Source organism: Colwellia sp. 1_MG-2023 (assembly GCF_030546755.1).
GTDB lineage: Bacteria > Pseudomonadota > Gammaproteobacteria > Enterobacterales > Alteromonadaceae > Thalassotalea_H.
Window position 1 is genome coordinate 20,460 of sequence record NZ_JAUOPE010000013.1, and the last position, 21,150, is coordinate 41,609.

At 35.3% G+C, this 21,150-nt stretch carries 16 protein-coding genes; 14 read left to right on the plus strand and 2 right to left on the minus strand.

The features are described from left to right. Positions 1-25: 25 nt before the first annotated feature. The 4 genes from Q4493_RS14230 to Q4493_RS14245 all read left to right on the plus strand — a co-directional run bounded on the left by Q4493_RS14230 (position 26) and on the right by Q4493_RS14245 (position 6,389). A complete protein-coding gene (locus Q4493_RS14230) occupies positions 26-607 on the plus strand; it encodes a hypothetical protein (RefSeq protein ID WP_303453911.1) in 582 nt (193 codons plus the stop codon). A 76-nt stretch (positions 608-683) separates the two neighbouring features. After that, positions 684-4,412, plus strand: a complete 3,729-nt coding sequence (locus tag Q4493_RS14235) for a choice-of-anchor U domain-containing protein (protein ID WP_303453914.1) — start codon at positions 684-686, stop codon at positions 4,410-4,412. Positions 4,413-4,507: 95 nt separating this feature from the next. Next, entirely contained in the window at positions 4,508-5,080 is a 573-nt protein-coding gene (locus tag Q4493_RS14240; protein ID WP_303453919.1) for a tRNA-(ms[2]io[6]A)-hydroxylase, read from the plus strand. A gap of 106 nt (positions 5,081-5,186) precedes the next feature. After that, entirely contained in the window at positions 5,187-6,389 is a 1,203-nt protein-coding gene (locus Q4493_RS14245; RefSeq protein WP_303453921.1) for a hypothetical protein, read from the plus strand. A gap of 128 nt (positions 6,390-6,517) precedes the next feature. On the opposite strand, the gene rne is transcribed toward Q4493_RS14245, so the two are convergent. Then, positions 6,518-9,511 (minus strand): ribonuclease E, encoded by a 2,994-nt coding sequence (gene rne, locus Q4493_RS14250; protein ID WP_303453924.1) that lies wholly within the window; start codon positions 9,509-9,511, stop codon positions 6,518-6,520. A gap of 595 nt (positions 9,512-10,106) precedes the next feature. Here rne and rluC point away from each other — a divergent pair. The 10 genes from rluC to Q4493_RS14300 all read left to right on the plus strand — a co-directional run bounded on the left by rluC (position 10,107) and on the right by Q4493_RS14300 (position 19,761). Continuing rightward, complete coding sequence (gene rluC, locus Q4493_RS14255) at positions 10,107-11,063, plus strand: 23S rRNA pseudouridine(955/2504/2580) synthase RluC (protein ID WP_303454138.1); 957 nt, start codon at positions 10,107-10,109, stop codon at positions 11,061-11,063. 11 nt (positions 11,064-11,074) lie between these two features. Further along, positions 11,075-11,722 (plus strand): HAD-IA family hydrolase, encoded by a 648-nt coding sequence (locus Q4493_RS14260; RefSeq protein ID WP_303453926.1) that lies wholly within the window; start codon positions 11,075-11,077, stop codon positions 11,720-11,722. A gap of 112 nt (positions 11,723-11,834) precedes the next feature. Further along, entirely contained in the window at positions 11,835-12,122 is a 288-nt protein-coding gene (locus tag Q4493_RS14265) for a hypothetical protein (RefSeq protein ID WP_303453928.1), read from the plus strand. Between the two features lie 144 nt (positions 12,123-12,266). Beyond that, positions 12,267-12,698, plus strand: coding sequence for a hypothetical protein (locus Q4493_RS14270; protein ID WP_303453932.1), 432 nt, complete (start codon positions 12,267-12,269; stop codon positions 12,696-12,698). A 247-nt stretch (positions 12,699-12,945) separates the two neighbouring features. Then, the gene (locus Q4493_RS14275) at positions 12,946-14,133 is read left to right on the plus strand and encodes a tetratricopeptide repeat protein (protein ID WP_303453935.1); all 1,188 of its coding nucleotides are present in this window, start codon (positions 12,946-12,948) and stop codon (positions 14,131-14,133) included. A gap of 34 nt (positions 14,134-14,167) precedes the next feature. Next, positions 14,168-15,091 carry a M20/M25/M40 family metallo-hydrolase gene (locus Q4493_RS14280; RefSeq protein ID WP_303453938.1) on the plus strand — a complete coding sequence of 308 codons (924 nt, stop codon included), beginning with the start codon at positions 14,168-14,170 and terminating at the stop codon, positions 15,089-15,091. 81 nt (positions 15,092-15,172) lie between these two features. Next, the gene (locus Q4493_RS14285; RefSeq protein WP_303453941.1) at positions 15,173-15,730 is read left to right on the plus strand and encodes a phosphoribosyltransferase; all 558 of its coding nucleotides are present in this window, start codon (positions 15,173-15,175) and stop codon (positions 15,728-15,730) included. A 94-nt stretch (positions 15,731-15,824) separates the two neighbouring features. Beyond that, positions 15,825-17,030: an ectonucleotide pyrophosphatase/phosphodiesterase gene (locus Q4493_RS14290; RefSeq protein WP_303453943.1), complete on the plus strand. Its 1,206-nt coding sequence runs from the start codon at positions 15,825-15,827 to the stop codon at positions 17,028-17,030. Positions 17,031-17,158: 128 nt separating this feature from the next. Then, positions 17,159-18,370, plus strand: coding sequence for an EAL and HDOD domain-containing protein (locus tag Q4493_RS14295; RefSeq protein ID WP_303453946.1), 1,212 nt, complete (start codon positions 17,159-17,161; stop codon positions 18,368-18,370). 149 nt (positions 18,371-18,519) lie between these two features. Further along, positions 18,520-19,761 (plus strand): tyrosine-type recombinase/integrase, encoded by a 1,242-nt coding sequence (locus tag Q4493_RS14300; RefSeq protein ID WP_303453949.1) that lies wholly within the window; start codon positions 18,520-18,522, stop codon positions 19,759-19,761. 595 nt (positions 19,762-20,356) lie between these two features. Here the strand turns inward: Q4493_RS14300 and Q4493_RS14305 are convergent. After that, a complete protein-coding gene (locus Q4493_RS14305; protein WP_303453952.1) occupies positions 20,357-21,145 on the minus strand; it encodes an ABC transporter substrate-binding protein in 789 nt (262 codons plus the stop codon). Positions 21,146-21,150: the final 5 nt, after the last annotated feature.

Consider the following 21,150-nt stretch of genomic DNA (forward strand, 5'->3'; position numbering starts at 1 on the left):
AAAAATTGACAGATGAGTGAAAAATATGACTGCTAAAAAACAAATGTTAGTTACAAAACCTTTTCAAGTGTTAGCCATGTGTAGCTTCATGGCTTTACCAAGCCAGGCGATAGAAACTAATTTTTCATTACATCAGGGTAGTGAATCAAACACTCAAGGTATTTCTTTTACGATTTCTGACACTATTAGTAAAGGAAGTCATTTTTATTGGAACCTCGGATACAGCTATTTAGATGATGTAAAAGTAGAATGGAATCAAAGTGACTTATTTTTTAAAGTAGATACAGTCGACGCCATTATCAGTTATCGATATAAACCTAGAACCTATAACCAAACGATGAAAAATTTCACTTTTGAATACCAAATTGGTGCCACCATGGCATTAACCGAAAATAAATTTGTTTGGCCTGAATTAAATGAAGAAAAGTATTTTAGTGAATCTAATGATATTAACGCCATGCTTGGCTTTAACGTGCATTATGATATGAGTAAAAATACCGCGGTAAACCTTGGTTTTAAGTATCACCCCAGTTTTAGTGAGTTTGAAGATATCACCACGCTATATTTGGGCTTTACCTATAAGTTCGGTAATCAGTTTGGTTATTAATGAATTTTTAAATCCTAAACTATAATAAATACGTTATCCCAACACTATTGTCAGTAATGCAACTGTAGGAAAGTTTATGCCGTCTAAATCCAAAATTGCTGCTTTTATTTTAATCAATGCTATTTGTCTTCATAGCCATACAGCCCTTGCTGCTGCTTGTCCTGTTCCTGCACCGATAAACGATGCTGACGGTGATGGTTATGACGATAGCTTTGATATATTCCCCAATGATATTACCGAATGGTACGACACTGACTTAGACGGTATTGGTAACAATGCCGATACTGATGATGACGGTGACGGCATTGCTGATAATCTTGATGATAATAACGACGGTGATCCTGTTGTCGATTTTCATGACCCTTTTCCTGAAGATGCTACACGTTGGTTAGATTTTGATGGTGATTGTCTCGATGATAATGAAGACACCGATGACGATAATGATGGCACATTAGATATCTTTGATGCTTTTCCATTAAATGCTTCAGAGTTTGAAGATACTGACAGTGATGGTATTGGTGATATTGCAGATAATGACGACGATGGTGACGGCGTAATTGATATTTATGATGATTTACCAAAAGATCCTTTAGAGCAAATTGATACAGACAGCGATGGTATTGGTAATAATGCCGATCCCGATGACGATAACGATGGTGTATTAGATGCAAATGACGCGTTTCCACTTGATAATTTAGAAAGTGTTGATCTAGATGGTGACGGTTTAGGAGATAATGCTGACAGTGATAATGACGGCGATGGTTTTGCTGACGCCATAGATATTTTTCGTGATGATCCCAATGAATGGCTAGACAGCGATAGCGATGGCGTTGGTAATAATGCCGATACCGATGATGATAACGACACCATTTTAGATGCTGATGATGCCTTCCCACTTGATCCTGCCGAATATCTAGATACTGATGGTGATGGTATTGGCAATAATGCTGACAATGACGACGATAATGATGGTATTGCTGATGGTAATGATGCCTTTCCTTTGGACGCTAATGAATATTTAGATACCGATGGTGACGGTATTGGTAACAATGCCGATACTGACGATGACGGAGACGGTCATTTAGACGGTGATGATGCCTTTCCTTTAAGAGCATCAGAATATATAGACACCGATGGAGATGGTCGTGGCAATAACGAAGATGACGATGATGATGGTGATGGAATTTTAGATGTCAATGATCCTGAGCCATTAGATATGTTAAGAACCACCGACACTGATGGCGATGGCATTGCTAACATTGATGATCTGGATGATGATGGAGATGGTGTTAACGACGCCAATGACTTATTTCCTTTAGATCCTAATGAAACCGATGATTTTGATCGCGATGGGTTAGGAGATAATGCTGATGCAGACGATGACAATGACGGTGTTATTGATTCAAATGATGATTTTATTTTTGATAGCAGTGAATGGCTTGATACTGACAACGACGGTTTAGGTAATAATACTGACAATGACGATGATAACGATGGTTATATTGATTCAGACGATATCTTTCCGTTAAATAATTTGGAATGGTATGACTTTGATGGCGATGGTGTCGGGGATAATGCCGATGCTGACGACGATAATGATGGTGTATTAGATTCATCAGATGTATTTCCTTTCGATAGCAGTGAATGGTTAGATACAGATGGCGATAGTTTAGGTAATAACATTGATATTGATGACGACAATGATGGTTATCTTGATAGCGCAGATTTATTCCCACTGAATAAACTGGAATGGCATGATAATGACATCGACGGTATCGGGAACAATGCCGATAGTGATGATGACAATGATGGCGTTTTAGATGAAGAAGATGCTTTCCCTTTTGATACTACCGAATATTTAGATACAGATGGTGATGGTATTGGCAACGTCAATGACATTGATGATGATAACGATGGTTATTTAGATTTTATTGATGAATTCCCTTTAAATTCTAACGAGGCTTTTGACGCAGATGGCGATGGCTTAGGTGATAACGCCGATCTCGACGATGATAATGATGGCATGAGTGATGAGTTTGAAGTGCTGTATGGTTTGAATCCTCGTAATGCAACGGATGCTAGCTTAGATTCTGATGGCGATGGCGTATTAAATCATGAAGAACAAGCCAATCATACCAATCCGTTAGTAGATGATTATGCACCAGAGCTAACCACACCTGTTGCCATTAATATTAATGCCGAACATACCTATACGCAGTTGACGTTAGAAACTTTGCTGTCTCTTACTCAAATAACTGCTTATGACGGTAAAGATGGACCAAATTGTTGCGAAATACTGCCACTTGGCTTTGAAAATGGCGTCGCCAACTTCCAATCAGGTGAGAATTTGATCACCTGGCGTACAGAAGATCTTGCCGGCAATATCGCAACAGTAAAACAAGCCGTAAATTTTGCTCCGTTGGTGAGTTTTGCCAAACAACAAATCTCTGCAGAAGGGAGTGTGGTAAAAATTAATGTTGAATTATCCGGTCAATCGCCAAAATATCCTTTAGAGATACCTTTTAGCATTACGGGTGATGTTGATAGTTTTGATTACCAAATAGATGAACAAAAAGTTGTTATAGAATCTGGAGTCAGCGGTTTTGTCGAGCTTTATATAAGACAAGACAACCAACAAGAAGGACAAGAAGAATTAATCGTTACCTTTAGTTCCAGTGTTAATAGTGCCAATAATAAGCAACATACTATTTTTATTTCTGAAGATAATATTGCCCCTTTATCCACTATTAGTGTGTTTCAACAAGGCGAACAAGTTTCTTCTATTGTTAAAAACTTAGGCGAGGCGCACATTCAATTATCAATTGATGATGCCAATACCACGGATAAACATATTATCAGCTGGGATATTCCAGATTATCTAAATGCTGAAATAAGTGCTAATCAATTGAGCGTTTATATTGATCCAGAAAAAGTTGTTTTTCCTGAAGATGTCCATAACTTAATGTCATTTTCTGTGACTATTACTGACAGTGGAACAGGTGAGCTTAGCCAACAACAGTTCGTTGATCTTGCTTTATTTGACCAACGAGCAAGATTAGATTCCACAGATACTGATTTAGATGGTATTGCTGATAACATTGAAGGATTTTCCGACCAAGACGGTGATGGGATTCCAGCCTTTATGGATAATTCTATCATCGCTTATATGCAACCCTTACATGTAAATGCTGCCCAAACTAAAATCATTGAAACAGAACCTGGCTTGCGTCTAGGGCTTGGAAAATATGCTAAATTACAGTTTTCTGATGGCGTACAATTATCACCATTAGAAATTGAAAATACACAACTTATTACGGCTGATAACTTGACTCATATCGGTGGATATTTTGATTTCATCATTGATAAAATCGTACCATTTGGTCGCACTGTTTCGGTGACTATACCCTTAACAGAAGCTATTCCGAGTAATGCGGTGTATCGTAAATTCTCTGCCGATAATGGTTGGCAAAACTTTGTTGAAAATAGTGAAAATTCAATTTCATCGAGTCCGTTAGTCAATGGCGTTTGTCCTTTTGCAGATAATAGTAGTTATCAGCAAGGATTAAATGAAGGTGATGTCTGTATTCGTTTAACCATAGAAGATGGTGGTGCTAATGATGCCGATGGTGTAGCCAATGGTGTTATCGACGATCCCGGTGTTGTAGCCTTAATACCAAATAGTGAAGTAGCGAAAACTGTCGATCCTGAGAAATCCAGTAGCGGCGGGGGAGTTTATACGCTGTTTATATTATTATTAACTGCATTACTGTTAAAAGTTAACCTTTCCAATCGTAATGGGTTTTAAATTTAAACAAAGAAAAATTAACTAACACTTTGTCATAAAAGCTTTCATTGATAAAATGTCTGCTTATATGATTAAAGTGTAGGTTTTATTAAATAATGTTTGAGTTGAAATACAATACGCCATTTGAATGGACAGAAGCAGTAATGGCAGATTTTAATGAATTTCTAAAAGATCATGCCGCAGCAGAAAAGAAAGCTTCGGGAATGGCGATCACTATGTTGTCACATTATCCAGATCGTAAGACTCTTGTTAGAGCGATGGCGGACCTCGCTATAGAAGAGTTAATCCATTTCAAGCAAGTACTCAAACTTATGCAAGCGAAAGATATTCAACTAGCTAACGATTCAAAAGACATCTATATCAAAGAAATTAGATCGCTTTTTCGCCATGGCAAAGAAGTGTTTTTTATGGATCGATTACTAGTAGCTGGCGTCATTGAAGCGCGAGGTCATGAACGTTTTTCATTGGTTGCCCAAGCTTTGCCAGAAGGAAAAGAAAAAGACTTTTATGTTGCGATTGCCAAATCAGAAGAAAAACATAAAAATCTTTTTGTTGAACTTGCGTATGAATATTTTGACAAAGCTGAAGTGGATATTCGATTGGAAGAAATTCTAGTGGCGGAAGGTGAAATTTGCGCAAAATTACCGTTTCGTGCAGCCTTACATTAATCAATAATTGTGTTAAATCTTAATTGCTCTTATTTCATTGAAAATAGTCGAAGTGATACAAAGTGCTATGTATCAACGTTTTCGTTCTTTTTAGGAAGCAGTTTAGATGAATAACTTTGATAAATACTTAACAAACTATGCTGAGGATGAAGTTAACTTACTTGCAACTTTTCCTCAGCACAATAGTTATTCGCATACACTCATTATTCCGGCTTATAAAGAAAACCCCAGTTTTATTGACGCCTTTATTCAATCAAAATTAGTCCATCAAAACGTATTGCTTATTATCGTGATCAATCAACCTGAATACGAAAATAACCTATCTATGCAAACGGCGCTTTATCAACATGGGTTAAATCAAGGTAAAGTGATTTGGCAAGAGAACAATTTAACCTTGGTTGACATTTTTGATAGTAACTCGTCAATATTACTTATTGATCGTTTTACAGCCCCTTTACCAGATAAACAAGGCGTAGGACTAGCTAGAAAAATTGGTGCTGATATCGCTTGTGCGTTAATTTCTCAAAACATCATTTCATCTGTTTGGTTACATTCAAGCGATGCCGATACTAAACTACCAGACAGTTACTTTACCTGTTTAGTTGAAAATCAAACCAAGTCCAGTGTCGCTGCTTGTTATAACTTTACCCATACCTGTGATGATAAAACGATTGAACATGCCAATGCTATTTATGAGCAAGCGTTACGTTATTACGTTGCAGGGTTAAGTTACGCTAACTCTCCTTATAATTATTTTACTATTGGCAGTGTGTTAGCTTTTAGGGCACAGGCGTATGTTGCTGTTCGTGGTTTTCCAAAACGAAGTGCCGGGGAAGATTTTTACTTATTAAATAAACTCGCTAAACTAGGCGATATTCTTTGGTTAAAAAGTTGTGTACTTAAACTTGAAGCGAGAATGTCAGATCGTGTTCCTTTTGGTACCGGACCTGCGGTTAAACAAATAGTTGAATTATCAGAAAAAGATGAAAGTTATCACTATTATCATCCTTTAGTTTTTGAACGTTTAAAAACAGTGCTGAGCAATTTTTCAAGCTTACATCAATATCGAAATAATCTTTTACCTTGGTATAACTTCTGTGCTGATGATATTGAATGTGCATTAAAAATGATTGGTTTTGAACCCTTTGTCGAAAAACAAAAGGAAATGAGTGAAAAACAATTCAATAAACAATTGTTTGTTTGGTTTGATGCATTTAAAACCTTAAAGTTTATTCATGCATTAAAAGATAATTATTATCCCAATATCCCAATCGAAAAAGCGATTAATCAGGCTCCATTTTCACTTTAAATAATTAATTTTGGCTTAACGATATAAAACGCCTCGCTGCAAAATTTTGCTTTTTTACGTTAATAAAAAAGCGGATAAGGTATAAACTTCATCCGCTTTTAGTTGTGTTTAATGTTATTAAGTAGGTGTTAAGGCTTAGTGGGCCCAGCAGCGCTTCTATTAACAACATGTGAAACCATGGCCATTCGACCAGAAATAAGTGCCGCTTTACGATCTTCATTAGTATAAAATTCTCGAGGAATTTCATTCACGGTATTTATGGTTTCAGGTTTAGCCATATCCGAAGAAGAGCGGTGTTGTATTCTCACTTTCTTGGTTATTTTCTTTAACTTAGCCGGTGCTTTAGCTGGCGTTGCTTTATTATTTGCAACGTTAGTATCCGCTTTTTCAACCTCAATAGTATTTACTTGGGCTTGTTCAGAATTTGCAGTTTCAACAGGCTCATCGGTTTTGACAGATTCTGCTTCTGCTTCTGATTCAGAATCAGCTTTTGTCTCTACAACAGTTTCTACCTTGGCTTTTTCAACAGTTTCTGGCTGAGTAGATGCAGCTTTAGTTTCAACATTTTCTTGTGCAGTTTCAGCCGATAGTGTTTCCGGTTCTGCTTTTGCTTCCTCTGTACTTTCAGTAACAACATTTTCCGTCGTTAAGCTGTCAGAAGCTTGCTCCGTTAACATGTCACCTTGAGTATTTGCTGTATCACTTGACTCTTCAACAATGGTTTCCGTCGTTTCAATGATAGGAGTAACTTGTTCAGCTTTAGTTTCAACTTTTTCAATCGCTGGTTCAAACGGTAAATCTTGTTGAACTTCTGTTGAATTTGAAGCTTGCACTGGTGCAGTTTCACTTTCTGGATAACGCGTTTCAATTGGATCAACATTGCTTTCAAAGTTATTAGACTCAGTACCGTCTTTAACTTCATTGTTTTGACGACGACGTTGACCATGAGAGCGAAGATGACGTGGAGAACGTCTATTTCTAGGACGTTGTTCATCACGAGCTGGCTTGTCTGACTTCACTACGTTTGAAACATCTTGCTGTTCATTCGATTGAACGGCTACTTCTTTCGCAGTAACTTCCGATTGTGGCGCAGTATTATCATTTGCTTTTACTGGCGCTTTATCTTCGGTTACACGAACTTTTTTACGGTTATTTCTACGTTGACGACGTTCAGCGACTTTCTCTTCTTTTGGCTTTTGATTGCGAGCAACTTGAGGTTTACGATTCGGCTTGCTTTGACCTTCATTCGTCTCTTGTTGATCTTTTGCAGTACGTTTATCAGTGCGTTTATCGTTTTTATTGTCATGTCTATTATTACGACGTTGACTATTACGATTACGTTGAGGACGACGTTCTTGATTACGGCCTTTATTCTGTTCGTTAGATTTTTTCGCTTTAGGTTTATCTTCTTTAACTTCTTCAGTAAAGATAGATTTTAACCATTTAGTTAACCCAGCGAATAATCCTTCAGACTTCACAGCTTCTTTTTTAACTTCAGCTTTTTGTGTTGTTGGTGCTTGTTTAGGCGCCGACATGCCTTGTAAAAGAGGTTCATCTTTTTTTACTGCTGTATGGTCAAACTTCGGCATAACCGCTTCTTCAGCGGTTGCTTCTTGTACTTTCACAAGATAGCTTGCTTCTTCAACAGACTCATCTTTACGAACACGTACCACTTCATATTGTGGCGTATCCATATTTGGGTTAGGTATAATTAATACTCTCACACCATGATGTTTTTCTACGTGAAAGACAGAACGACGCTTTTCATTTAATAGGTATGTAGCAACTGGTACAGGTACTTGTGCTTGTACTTGTTGCGTGTTGTCTTTTATCGCTTCTTCTTCCATTAATCGAAGCACTGATAATGCCAATGACTCTACGCCGCGGACATGACCTGTACCATTACAACGAGGACAAACACCTTGGCTAGTTTCACCAATAGAAGGGCGTAAACGTTGGCGAGACATTTCTAAAAGACCAAATCGAGAAATACGGCCTAACTGGATACGAGCACGATCTGGTTTTACTGCATCGCGCATACGGTTTTCAACTTCACGTTGATGACGAACTGGTGTCATATCAATAAAGTCAATAACCACTAAACCACCTAAATCACGTAAACGTAATTGACGGGCGATTTCGTCAGCAGCTTCTAAATTGGTATTAAAGGCCGTTTCTTCGATATCGCTACCTTTCGTGGCGCGGGCAGAGTTGATATCAATCGAAGTCATAGCTTCGGTAGGGTCGATTACAATAGAACCACCTGAAGGTAAACGAACTTCACGTTGAAATGCTGATTCTATTTGTGTTTCAATTTGATAATGCGTGAATAACGGCACGTCATTATCGTAAAGTTTAATTTTACTTAAAAAGTCGGGGCGCATCACTTCAATACGCTGTTTTACACTTTCGTAAGTTTTTGGGCGATCGATAAGTACTTCACCAATATCTCGGCGTAAATAATCACGAATGGCACGTACAATAACATTACTTTCTTGGTGAATTAAAAACGGAGCAGGGCGACTTTGAGAAGCAGTTTCTATACGCTGCCAATAGTCTAATAACAGATTTAAATCCCATTCTAATTCATCATAATCTTTACCAACACCAGCAGTTCGTACAATTAAGCCCATGCCTTTTGGTAGAGATAATTTATTTAATGAGGCTTTTAAATCAGTACGTTCGTCACCTTCGATTCGACGTGATATGCCACCAGCACGAGGATTATTTGGCATTAGCACTAAATAGCTACCGGCTAAACTAATAAAGGTTGTTAACGCTGCGCCTTTTTGGCCACGTTCTTCTTTATCAATTTGGACAATAACTTCTTGGCCTTCTTTTAACACATCTTTAATGTTAGGTCGGCCTTGGAATGTATAACCTTTAGGGAAGTATTCGCGAGCGATTTCTTTCATTGGTAAGAAACCGTGACGTTCAGCACCGTAATCAACAAAAGCTGCCTCTAAAGACGGCTCGATACGGGTGATTTTTGCTTTGTAGATATTAGCTTTTTTTTGTTCGTGACCTGGACTTTCTATATCTAGATCATAAAGTTGTTGACCATCAACAAGCGCTACACGCAATTCTTCTGATTGTGTAGCATTGATTAACATACGTTTCATAGTTTTTGTGACTCAATTATGTCACAACACACTATTTGCTTAGTGCACAAAGCAATCTGTCGCTAAGGTAACAGCGATTTGTCAGCCTCTCGGGTGTCATTATTATTGCGCCATATTACGCAATAAGCTGCTAAAAATTTCTGATTGTAACTATTACAATAAGGCTTACCTTACTGTTTGTGTATTCTTTATGTGCTCAGCAAGCGTGCTGTGCTCTTTTGATAACTGTTTACTTAGTGATAATCAGCTTAAGACTTTTCTTAAGTGTCGCTATCATTTGAAAAAGGTAAAAGTTATCAATTCTTATTTAAAAAGTGCTTTATTCTCGCTGGACAAAATTGTTTATGCGTTCTATTTGACATGATATTTAAGTCATTTTCGCAATTGGCCGTTCTGTTAATAAGTCATTTTTGTCGTAATGCCTATTAATGTGGCCGCAATTCGCCTCTTACGTTTCGCTAAAAGCTTCCATTACTGTGTTGCAAGATTAATTATAATACAACTTATCTATTATCCCATTCTTTTTATGAAAAACGCAATAAAATCGTTAGTTTATTTAGCTGAAACCGTAAAAAAGTGTGATAAACTCCCGCCTATGAATGAAAGTAATAAACCCAAAGTCAGATTTATCACTGTTGACAGTGAAGATGCTGGACAAAGAATCGACAATTTTCTCCTCAAAACGCTAAAAGGTGTGCCGAAAAGCATGATCTATAAACTGTTGCGTAAAGGGGAGATCCGTGTCAATAAAAAACGTTGTAAACCCGAATATAAATTGGTTAATGAAGATATTCTTCGTATTGCCCCAATTCGGGTTTCTGAAAATACCAATACCGTTTCAACGCAATTAAATGTCGTTGCTAATTTAGAGAAACAAATTTTATTTGAAGATGACAGGCTCATTGTTATCAATAAACCCTCTGGTATGGCAGTTCACGGAGGGAGTGGCCTTAGCTTTGGTTTGATTGAAGCGTTAAGAGCTCTCAGACCCGATGCAAGAATGCTAGAATTGGTTCATCGTTTAGACAGAGATACCTCTGGCTGCTTAGTCGTCGCTAAAAAACGTTCAGCGCTAAGAAACTTGCATGAGCAATTAAGAAATAAAAAAGTTCAGAAGTTTTACCATGCGCTTGTTAAAGGTCGTTGGTCGGCTAAACTCACGAAAGTGACTGAGTCGTTGAAGAAAAATGATTTAAAATCAGGCGAACGAGTTGTTATTGTTGATAATATTAATGGCAAAGAATCTGAAACACGCTATAAAGTGTTACAACACTTTCAAGGCGCTACTTTAGTAAGAGCATTTCCAGTAACTGGTCGAACTCATCAAATTCGTGTGCATTGTCAATGTAAAGGCCATCCCATTGCAAGTGACGCAAAATATGGTCATCCTGATTTCGATGCTGATATGAAAGCTAAAGGTTTAAAACGCTTATTTTTACATGCTGCGAGCATTGAGTTTACTCATCCTCTTACTGAACAACGCTTAAAAATTGAAGCCCCACTTGAACCATCACTAGAAAAACTCTTAACTCAATTAAAAAAAGAACAATAGGCTGAAGCTAAATGAATCACTATAAAGTTATTATATTTGATTGGGATGGCACAGTAATGGATTCCGTTGATCGCATAGTCTCATCCATGCGTTCAGCGGCAAAAGTCGTTGATTTACCAGTACCGACGCCAAATCATGTAAAGCAAATTATTGGTTTAAGTATTCCTGAAGCGACAAGACAATTGTTTCCACACTGTACTGCTGAACAAGCTGAAGCTTTGCGAGTAAATTATAAAAAGCATTATATTGAGATTGATGAAACACCATCTCCTTTATTTCCTGATGCGGAACAATTATTTACTCATTTATTAGCACAAGGAAAATACTTAGCTGTTGCAACGGGTAAAGGTAGAGATGGTTTAGAAAGAGTGTTTGAATTATCCAATACTAAGCATTATTTCCATACTTCGCGATGTGCAAAAGAATGTAAATCGAAACCAGATCCCGATATGATCAATCAAATTTTAGCGGAATTAAATATCGATGCGAGTGAAGCCGTGATGATTGGTGATACTACTCACGATATGTTGATGGCCAAAAATGCTAATGTCGATCGTATTGGAGTAACGTTTGGAGTGCATGATCGTCAAGCATTAAGTGAGTTTCAACCACAAGCGATTGTTGACTCATTAGCAGAGTTATCAAATTTGTTAGGTTAAGTCACTTTATCAATTTAGTTAAGTTTAGTTAACGACATTGTATTTATTCTCTATGATTCGTTAATACTTAATATGACATATTGATAACAATTGCGGTAATAGTGTTGATTTTATGAAGATAAATACATGGTTCTGCGTAAATTTAGGTGATGCTAATATTTCACAATTAACACTTTGTGAGCTTAAACAATCGTTAACTGATGTCTTTAATCAAAACGGGCAGCCAAAAAAAATGCTAGCCGTTTACCGATATGAGTCCCAATCGGTACATTGTCAAACAAAGTTATTTTTATCTGAAAGTTTTCAAAAGTATTTAAAACTTGAAAATGCACAACAGTGTCCTGCGCCCGACTTTAATAATGTTGAGTACCTTGTCGGCAATAAAAATTACATGTGTTAAAACGTCTTCTTATTAATAATAAATGCTAACTCATACAAAAGGTTGTAATTACAAGAATAAATAGTTAGTGTTATTGTATAAATATCAACCGACTAGTGTAGGTATTTAAACCATAAATGATAATAATTAATAAGGGGAAGTTTTATGGCGAATGCAAATAATGTTGAAGGGATAGAAAATGAAAACTTGTTTCGTGCATTAGTAACAGCACCACTTGCTATCTTTTTTGTGATCATAGCAGCCAATTCTGTGATGTCATCAGGTATATTTATATTTAAATTAATATTTATTGGGATGGCAATATACTTCTCTTTGAGTACGCTTGCATATGCTGCGTATTATACAAACGACCATCATGCAGAGAAAGCCGATAAAGTATTCAAAAACAAAAATTTCTTTAATTTATTATTCAACGCGCCATTATCATTAGCTTTTATTATCTTCACCGTTCTCTCTTTTACTAATGATGCAAGCTTATTCTTTAATCTAATCTTTGGTGCGTTGGCATTTATATCAACACTTTTTACCCTTGCTTATGCAGCGTTTTACACCAATGATTGTTATGACAGCGAATAAAAACCTTTAAGCTAATTATTGTGATGTTTAAGGTATTACTTTGTTAATATCAGAACATTAAACAACTAATATTTTTAAACCGTACACATTATTTAAGCCTATTAACCAGCCGTTAATAGGCTTTTTTTATATGATTTAAATTGTAATAAACTATGAATAATGGCCAGAAAATAAACAAAACTTAAAAGGTTAATATATAGTTAATAGAGTAAGCCATTAACTTAGTGAGAAATCCTATGGAGGTTTTATGCTTAACTTAATTTATATCAGATCTTTGGTTGTCATCATTAGTATTTTCCTTGTTTCATGCCAATCTACTACCGCAAACATCGAAAAAGCTCCTATTTATACGGCCTTATATTTAGATAATAAATTTGATCATGACTCAGACGAAGCCATAGAGACTGAAGAAGAAATATTCGCGCTTGATGACGAAATGAAATTGATGGTTAATGAGAAACTTTTAACGATTCGTGAGCCTAAAAAAAGAGCCAAACGCTTATTAAGACACATTTTTGCAAAAGAAAATATAGACTTAGCTTACCAAAGTGCGGCTAATTTAACGGCTAGTGAGGCGTATCATAGTCAAACTGCAAATTGTATGTCGCTGACAATTATGGCTTATGCTTTAGCTAAAGAAGCCAGATTAGACGTAAAATTTCAAGATGTAGAAGTACCTGAGTATTGGGTGAGAAATGGTCAATACAATATGTTAACAGGTCATGTAAATTTAATATTAACGGAAGCGCGAGTACCAAATAAAACCATCGTTTACGGAAGAGAGTTATTACAAATCGATTTCGATCCAGATGTGTACAAAAAATCATTTCCAAAAAAAGTGATTGATAAAAATACCGTTTTAGCGATGTTTTACAATAATAAAGGCGGGCATGCACTGGTTGATAAAAACTACACACTTGCATATAAATACTTGAAAAAAGCTACGCTTGTTGATCCATCCTTTTCTTCAGCTTGGGGAAATTTAGGCATTTTATATAAACTAAATGGCATTAATGATTATGCTGAAAAATCCTACATACATGCCATAAATTTAGACAGCGATAATTTAACAGCGCTGACTAATTTATCTTTCTTATTAGAAAGTAATAAAGAATTCGAGAAAGCTCGTGAAATAGAACAACAATTACATAATAAAAGAATTACGAATCCTTATTACCATGCGTTATTAGCCGACGAAGCTTTTTATCGAGGCGAAAATGACAAGGCAATCAAACATTATAAACGCGCGATTCGTATGGATAATAAAGTCCATGAATTTTATTTTGGCATTGCAAAAGTTTATTATGCATTGAATCAAATAAAACGTGCTGAAAGTGCCATGAATAAAGCACTTGCTTATAATCGAACGACTGCTATTGAATCTCAATACCTAGCAAAATTAAACTTTTTAAAAGATCTGGAGCTTCACAATTAAACGTTTTATTTATTTAGTTAGCATACTAAGTTCTATGTCCATTTTATTAGGCGCTTGTCAATCAACAAGCGCTGAGAAAAGCATTAAACAAACATTGTTTATTACCCTTGAGCCAAATAAGTTACTGCAACATTTAAAAATTTTATCCTCAGACACTTTTCAAGGGAGAAAAACTTCAACTAAGCACAATATCCAAGCTCAACAATATATTATTGAACAGTTAACCCAATATTCTGTGCAACCATTTAAAGGGAAATTCATTCATCCTTTCAAATATTCAAGCTCGTTTGGTGAAAAAACAGGAAGTAATGTTGTTGCTTTTATTGAAGGTAGTAATAAAAGTAGTGACTATATAGTACTTAGTGCGCATTTCGATCATTTAGGCAAAAAAGGAAACAAAATATATAATGGTGCAGACGATAATGCCTCTGGCGTTTCTGCACTTCTTGGCATAAGTGAGTTATTAGTTAAGCAACCTATAAAACATAATGTAATCCTATTATTTACTGATGCAGAAGAACAAGGTTTAAAGGGAAGTAAAGCTTTCGTCGACGATAATTTAACTTTACTCACTCGTATTAAGTTAAATATTAATATTGATATGTTAGCCGGTAGTAAAACCAGTAAAAAACTTCACTATGTATATCGAGGATTAAATGAGCTATTTCCTCAACACACCGTAGATAAGTTTAATAATAATCATCTCTATGAACAATTGCCGATAGTTAAAGGGTTCACCAGAAATAGACATACATTAAATAAACGGATTAATTGGCTACTCGCTAGCGATCATGGCAGTTTTCATAAAAAAGGGGTGCCTTTTATCTATTATGGTGTTGGAACTCACCATAATTACCATAGTGAAAATGATGTGTTTTCAAAGACCAATCACCAATTATTCATAAACTCATCAAATGCTATTTTTCAGCAGCTTTTATTTATCGATCAAATAATTTAAACACATCCTACCATTAACTTTTAATGCCAAAGCACGTTATAATGATAAAAATTTTGAACATTAGTTATTGGATATTTGAAAATGCAAAAGCGTTTCATTACAGCACAAGAGCTTTTAGAAGACTCATTTCGTGTTGCTGCAAAAGTATATGAAGATGGTTTTAGACCTCAGTTTATTGTTGGTATTTGGCGTGGTGGGGCACCTATTGGCATTGCAGTACAAGAGTTTTTTGATTTTAAGAAAGTAGATACTGATCATATTGCTGTGCGTACTTCTTCTTATTACGGTATTAATCAACAAAGTAAAGAAATAAAAGTACACGGTTTACATTATATTATTGAAAATGCGAATGCTGATGACGGCTTACTCATTGTCGATGATGTGTTCGACTCAGGTCGAAGTATCGAAGCTTTGATCACTCAATTAAAATTATTAACTAGAAAAAACATGCCGACAGATGTTCGCATCGCATGTCCATGGTATAAACCAAAAAATTCAAAGGTAGATATTAAACCTGACTATTATGTCCATGAATCTGAAGAATGGTTAGTTTTTCCGCATGAACTTTCTGGCTTAACGCAAGAAGAATTACTTTCTGGCAAAACAGATCTTGCCAATATCAAAGATTTATTTGTTTAAACTCTATTTAAGCGATAAATTAAAGCACAATAGCTAAGTTATTGTGCTTTTTTAGTTCTAGGAACTAAATTTTAATAAATCAAAAGGAAGAGTAATGAATCGTTTCATTATTATTTGTTTGTTAACCTTATCGACAAATTGTTTTGCGAATAATCCGCTAATATTATTATCTATTGACGGATTTTCACATGATTATTTAGCGCAATACAAACCTAAAAATATACTATCTCTCGCTAATAAAGGTGTTATGGCAAAAGGTTTAACACCCGTATTTCCTTCTAAAACGTTTCCAAATCACCTTTCCATTGTGACAGGAATGTATCCGGCAAATCACGGCATTGTTCATAATAGTTTTTACCATCGAGAGCTAAAAAAACAATACTCTTTAGGCGCAGGAAAAAACAATTCAACCTGGCTTACCGCTAAACCTATTTGGACAGTTGCCGAACAACAAGGCGTTAAATCTGCGATATATTTTTGGCCTGAATCAGAAACTAAAGCCGACGGGGTTTTACCTAGTTACTATTTTAAATATAAACACAGCGAACCCAATATAAATAGAATAAATCAAATTGTTGACTGGTTAAAACTCCCAGAACCGCAAAGACCAGGATTTATTGCCGGCTATTTTTCAACGATAGACGATGCAGGTCATAAATTTGGCCCAGACGCTAAAGAACTTGCCAATGCAATAAAGGAAATTGATAGTTTAATTGGGAAGTTAATTGAAAAAATTACCGTAGAGACTAAAGTTACGCCCAATATTCTTTTAGTGTCTGATCACGGTATGACACCCATAGATAAGCAACGAATTATTCTTCGAGAAAATTTACTTTCAAACTTCCCACAATTACATGTGGTTAATGGTCAAACTCAACTATATATTTACGAAGATGATGAAAAGTTATTAAACGATGTCCGATCACATTTAATCTCTATTCCTGAAAAACAACATTATCAAGTTTTTAAGCAATCAGATTTTCCTAAACATTGGCACTTAAACGACAAAAATGCTGTTATTCCTGACATGATTGTTAATGCCTTACCACCCACCATATTTAAAGACGAAATCGGCTATACTAGCTCGGCAACACATGGCTATGATGCGATTAATCATCCAGAATTATCGGCAATTTTTATTGCTCAAGGCCCCGATATAAAAAATGGTTTAACGATCAATGCTTTTGAAAATATCCATATATATTCACTTATGGAAACCTTACTGGAGTTACCCGTTACAAGCCATGTAGATAGCAATTCAACTGTGTTATCAAAGTTAATCTTAAAAGATAAAATTTAAAATTAGCGACTAAAGCAAAATTAATTAACAAAACCCTTATTATTAGCAGTTAATACTTTATTTCTATAGGGAAAGTAGGGTATGTTTAACTATTAATTATTAATAATAACTAGAAGCCATTTAATTAGATGTATAGTACTTATATAGCTCGTCAAGCGATTCTTGATCGAAACTCAAAAACCATCGGTTATGAGCTACTTTTTCGCGATAGCTCTGAAAACTCATTTCCTGAAATTGATCAAGATGTCGCTAGTTCAAAGCTTGTTATTCAAAATCACTTGTTAGGTGATATAAAAGCAATAAGCTTAGGTAAATTAGCTTTTATAAATTTCACAGAAAAATGTTTAATTAATAAATATCCTTTAATGTTTGATCGCGAATCTATTGTTATAGAATTAGTTGGCCATATCACGGCAACTGATCGCTTAATTAAAATTGTGAAATATTACAGCGAAAAAGGTTATAAAATTGCGTTAACAGAATACGATCTAGATATTAAATGGGATGCTTTATTTCCTTATCTTTCAATAATTAAAATTGATATTGAAACAATTAACCCTAAACGTTTACAACCGATAGTTGAGCGTATTAAACCTTATAATATTAAATTAGCCGCAGAGAAAGTTGAAACAAACTATCAGCTTCAATCTTTGGCTGAAGTTGGCTTTAATTATTACCAAGGATTTTTCTATCATGAGCCCGAAATTTTAGAAGGGCAAACCTTGGCGCCTATTAAAACGCAAATGTTAAACTTGATCAGTGAAACATTTAACATCCCATTAAATTACGATGCTATTGCTGAAATTATTAGTCACGACATTAACTTAACTGTTGGCTTATTGAAGATGGTCAACAATGTCGCGACAAGTACCAGAGTTGAAATTACCTCTTTAAAACAAGCAACTGCTTATTTAGGTGAAGATAAACTTAAGCAATTTGTCACTATACTTGCTTTATCAAAATTAACTTCTGATAAAACGAATGAAGTTTCAAAACAAGCATTAATCACCGCAAAATTAATGACGGCAATTGCCACCCAAAAAGCATTTGCTGAAATAAGTGATTTTGCCTTTATCACCGGTTTATTAAGTGCGATAGAAGTGATTTTAAGTATGCCAATTAATGAAATTGTTAAAACAATGCCTTTAGCTTCACCGATAGAAAAAGCGCTTGTCAATCATGATGGTTTATTAGGTGAGTTATTAGTATTAACCACAAATTATATTACTGGCACAGAAGACAATATTGAGCCACTTATCACAGCATATTCTTTAGACGCTGAGTTTATCCACAAAGAATTTGTTGAAGCAAGTCGTTGGTGTCAAGAGCTCGGAATTTAAAAAGGGCGCTTATATATTGTGGGAGTTACTTAAAGACAAATTCCCGCAATAAAATAATAGTTTATCACTAAAATTATTAAAGCCTGCCATCCAATATCATATTTAAAATAGTGCTTATTTACTTGATGGATCATAAATAGAGAGTATTCATGGCTACGTTGAAATTAATTCCTTTATTCCCAACTTATAATGAATTAATAGAACTCGATTTTTCTGATTATCCTCAATTATCACAATTTGTAAATGATCCAAGTCAGCCTTGGCGTTTAACGTTATGGCAATGGGGAAAATCATTTCTTGAATATACCGGCCGTAATAAATCAGTTCATACTTATGATCGCTTTAGAAACGAAGTTGAGAAGTTTCTTCTTTGGGCTTTTCTCATAAAGCAATCGCCAATTGATGAATACCGAAAATCTGACATTTTAGACTATGCTGATTTCTGCTGGAAGCCCCCAGTTGCTTGGATAGGTTCGAGCAACCAAGAACGATTTAAGTTACAAAATGCTTATTTCCAGGTCAACGAATCTTGGCGGCCATTTAAAATACAAGCACCTAAAAGCCAGCAAATTAAAGACATAGACAAAAAGAAATATCGGCCATCTCAGCAAACGTTAACGTCTAGTTTTACCGGCATTATCGTTTTTTATAACTATTTGATGGGTGAGGAATTTTGCTATGGAAACCCGGCTCAAATTGCAAAAAAAGACTGTAAACATTTCATCAATGATGCCCAAGTAAAAGAAATAAAACGTTTAACGGCTGAACAATGGCAATATTTACTCGATACCGCCATTGAACTGGCAAATGAAGACGAAATTTATGAACGTAATTTATTTGTCATCGCTGCGCTAAAAACACTATTTTTAAGGGTTTCAGAGCTTTCTGAGCGAGAAACTTGGTCACCAGTTATGGGACATTTTTGGCAAGATGAAGATGAAAACTGGTGGTTAAAAATTTATGGTAAAGGCCGAAAACTAAGAGATACCACGGTACCACCAGACTTTTTACCTTTTTTACAACGTTATAGATTATCCCGCGGACTTTCTGGCTTACCATCAAGTGGAGAGAATAATGTGCTAGTTGAAAAAATACGTGGTCAAGGCGGTATGAGTTCACGTCATTTAAGACGTTTAGTGCAAGATGTATTTGACCAAGCTTATTTAAAAATGAAACAAGCGTCAGGTGAAAATAAAGCATTAAAATTAAAAGAAGCAACAACACATTGGCTAAGACATACTGGTGCTAGTATGGAAATTGAACGTGGTCGTGCTTTGAAAGATTTATCTGAAGATTTAGGTCATGCAAGCATGGCTACGACAGATACCATTTATGTACAATCAGAAAATAAAATGCGCGCTGAAAGTGGTAAAAAACGAAAAGTCGATTAAAAACAATTTCAATTATCATATGTTCATATTTCACGAATCTGACTCATATATTAAACAAATAGTTTGTCAAAATTTCTGATGACTCTCTGTGAATTTTACCTACAAATACTCACAAAATTTCTCATATTTCACGTAGCGTCACGTAAATACATGCCTATAAATCATTAAACAAACAAAATTTAGGATGTTTTAAGATAAATAAGCCTAATCAATTGGCTACTAAACTAAATCACCACTATGTCCGATACTAAAGAGTATCGGACATAGTGGCTTGTATTTATAAAGGTGCTTCTTACTTTGTTATTTTCAACTCTCTTTTGTTAACCCAATTTAAAATAAAAACGCTTTAAGCTTCCATTAACAAATTAACAGACGTTAAAGCGTTTGAATAAAAAAAACTATTTGAAGTTATCGCTATTGGTATTTGAAAAATTTGGCTTTCCAGATTCACTTTGTAAGTTAACAAAGAATCCTATTTTACGTAACGCTACGTGACTAAAAAATTTAGATGATTATCAAATACTTTACCCAGCCATTGGTCGTCAGATTAAACTGCTCGTGTTAATAAGATAAAGATGAGGATTGGTGAATTTGATTAATTGGTGTTGCTTTGAAGTTTTGTCCAATTTTTTATAATGTCATCGAGCTTGCCGTTTTGTATCAAATGAGCGATCGCTTTATTGATTTTCGGTAACACTGTTTTATCTTTGATCTTTTTACTAACCATTATATAAATATCATCGCTGTAAATGGTTATAGAATGCTGTTCAAATTCACCTTGAAGCTTATATTTATTAACAAACGCTTTCATGGTTACAGGATCAACTAAAAATCCGTCGATATGCCCTTTGAGTAATAATTGAACATTTTGTTCAATATCAATCACTTCGTTGATTTGAGTGCGAAATTTATTCTGTTTAATGAGTTCTTGGTATGCTTTACCGTAATAGTAACCACCTTCAACGCCGATCATATAGGGACTACCAATTAAATCCGTTAAATTGTTTAATATGATACTGTTTGCTTTGCCATTTTTAACATATAACTTTACGGTTTCATTCCTATAAGGAATTGAATAATCGGCATATTCAGCTCTTTCTTGACTATAAGAAGCTCCCATTGCTAAGTCCATATCGCCAGTTTTTAGGTAATTTAAATGACGTTTCCAAGGCAGTTCGGTATACGTTACAGAAAGCTCTGTTTGCTTAATAATGGCGTTAAAAATATCTAAATCGAGACCGGTAAGTTCTTGTTTTGAATTATGATATTGATAGGGATACCATAATTCCCAACCTACAGATAATGGTGGTTGTTGAGATAAACTATGAAAAGAAATAAATAACAGTCCAATAACGGATAGTTTTTTAATAAATCCTTTCATCATTATCT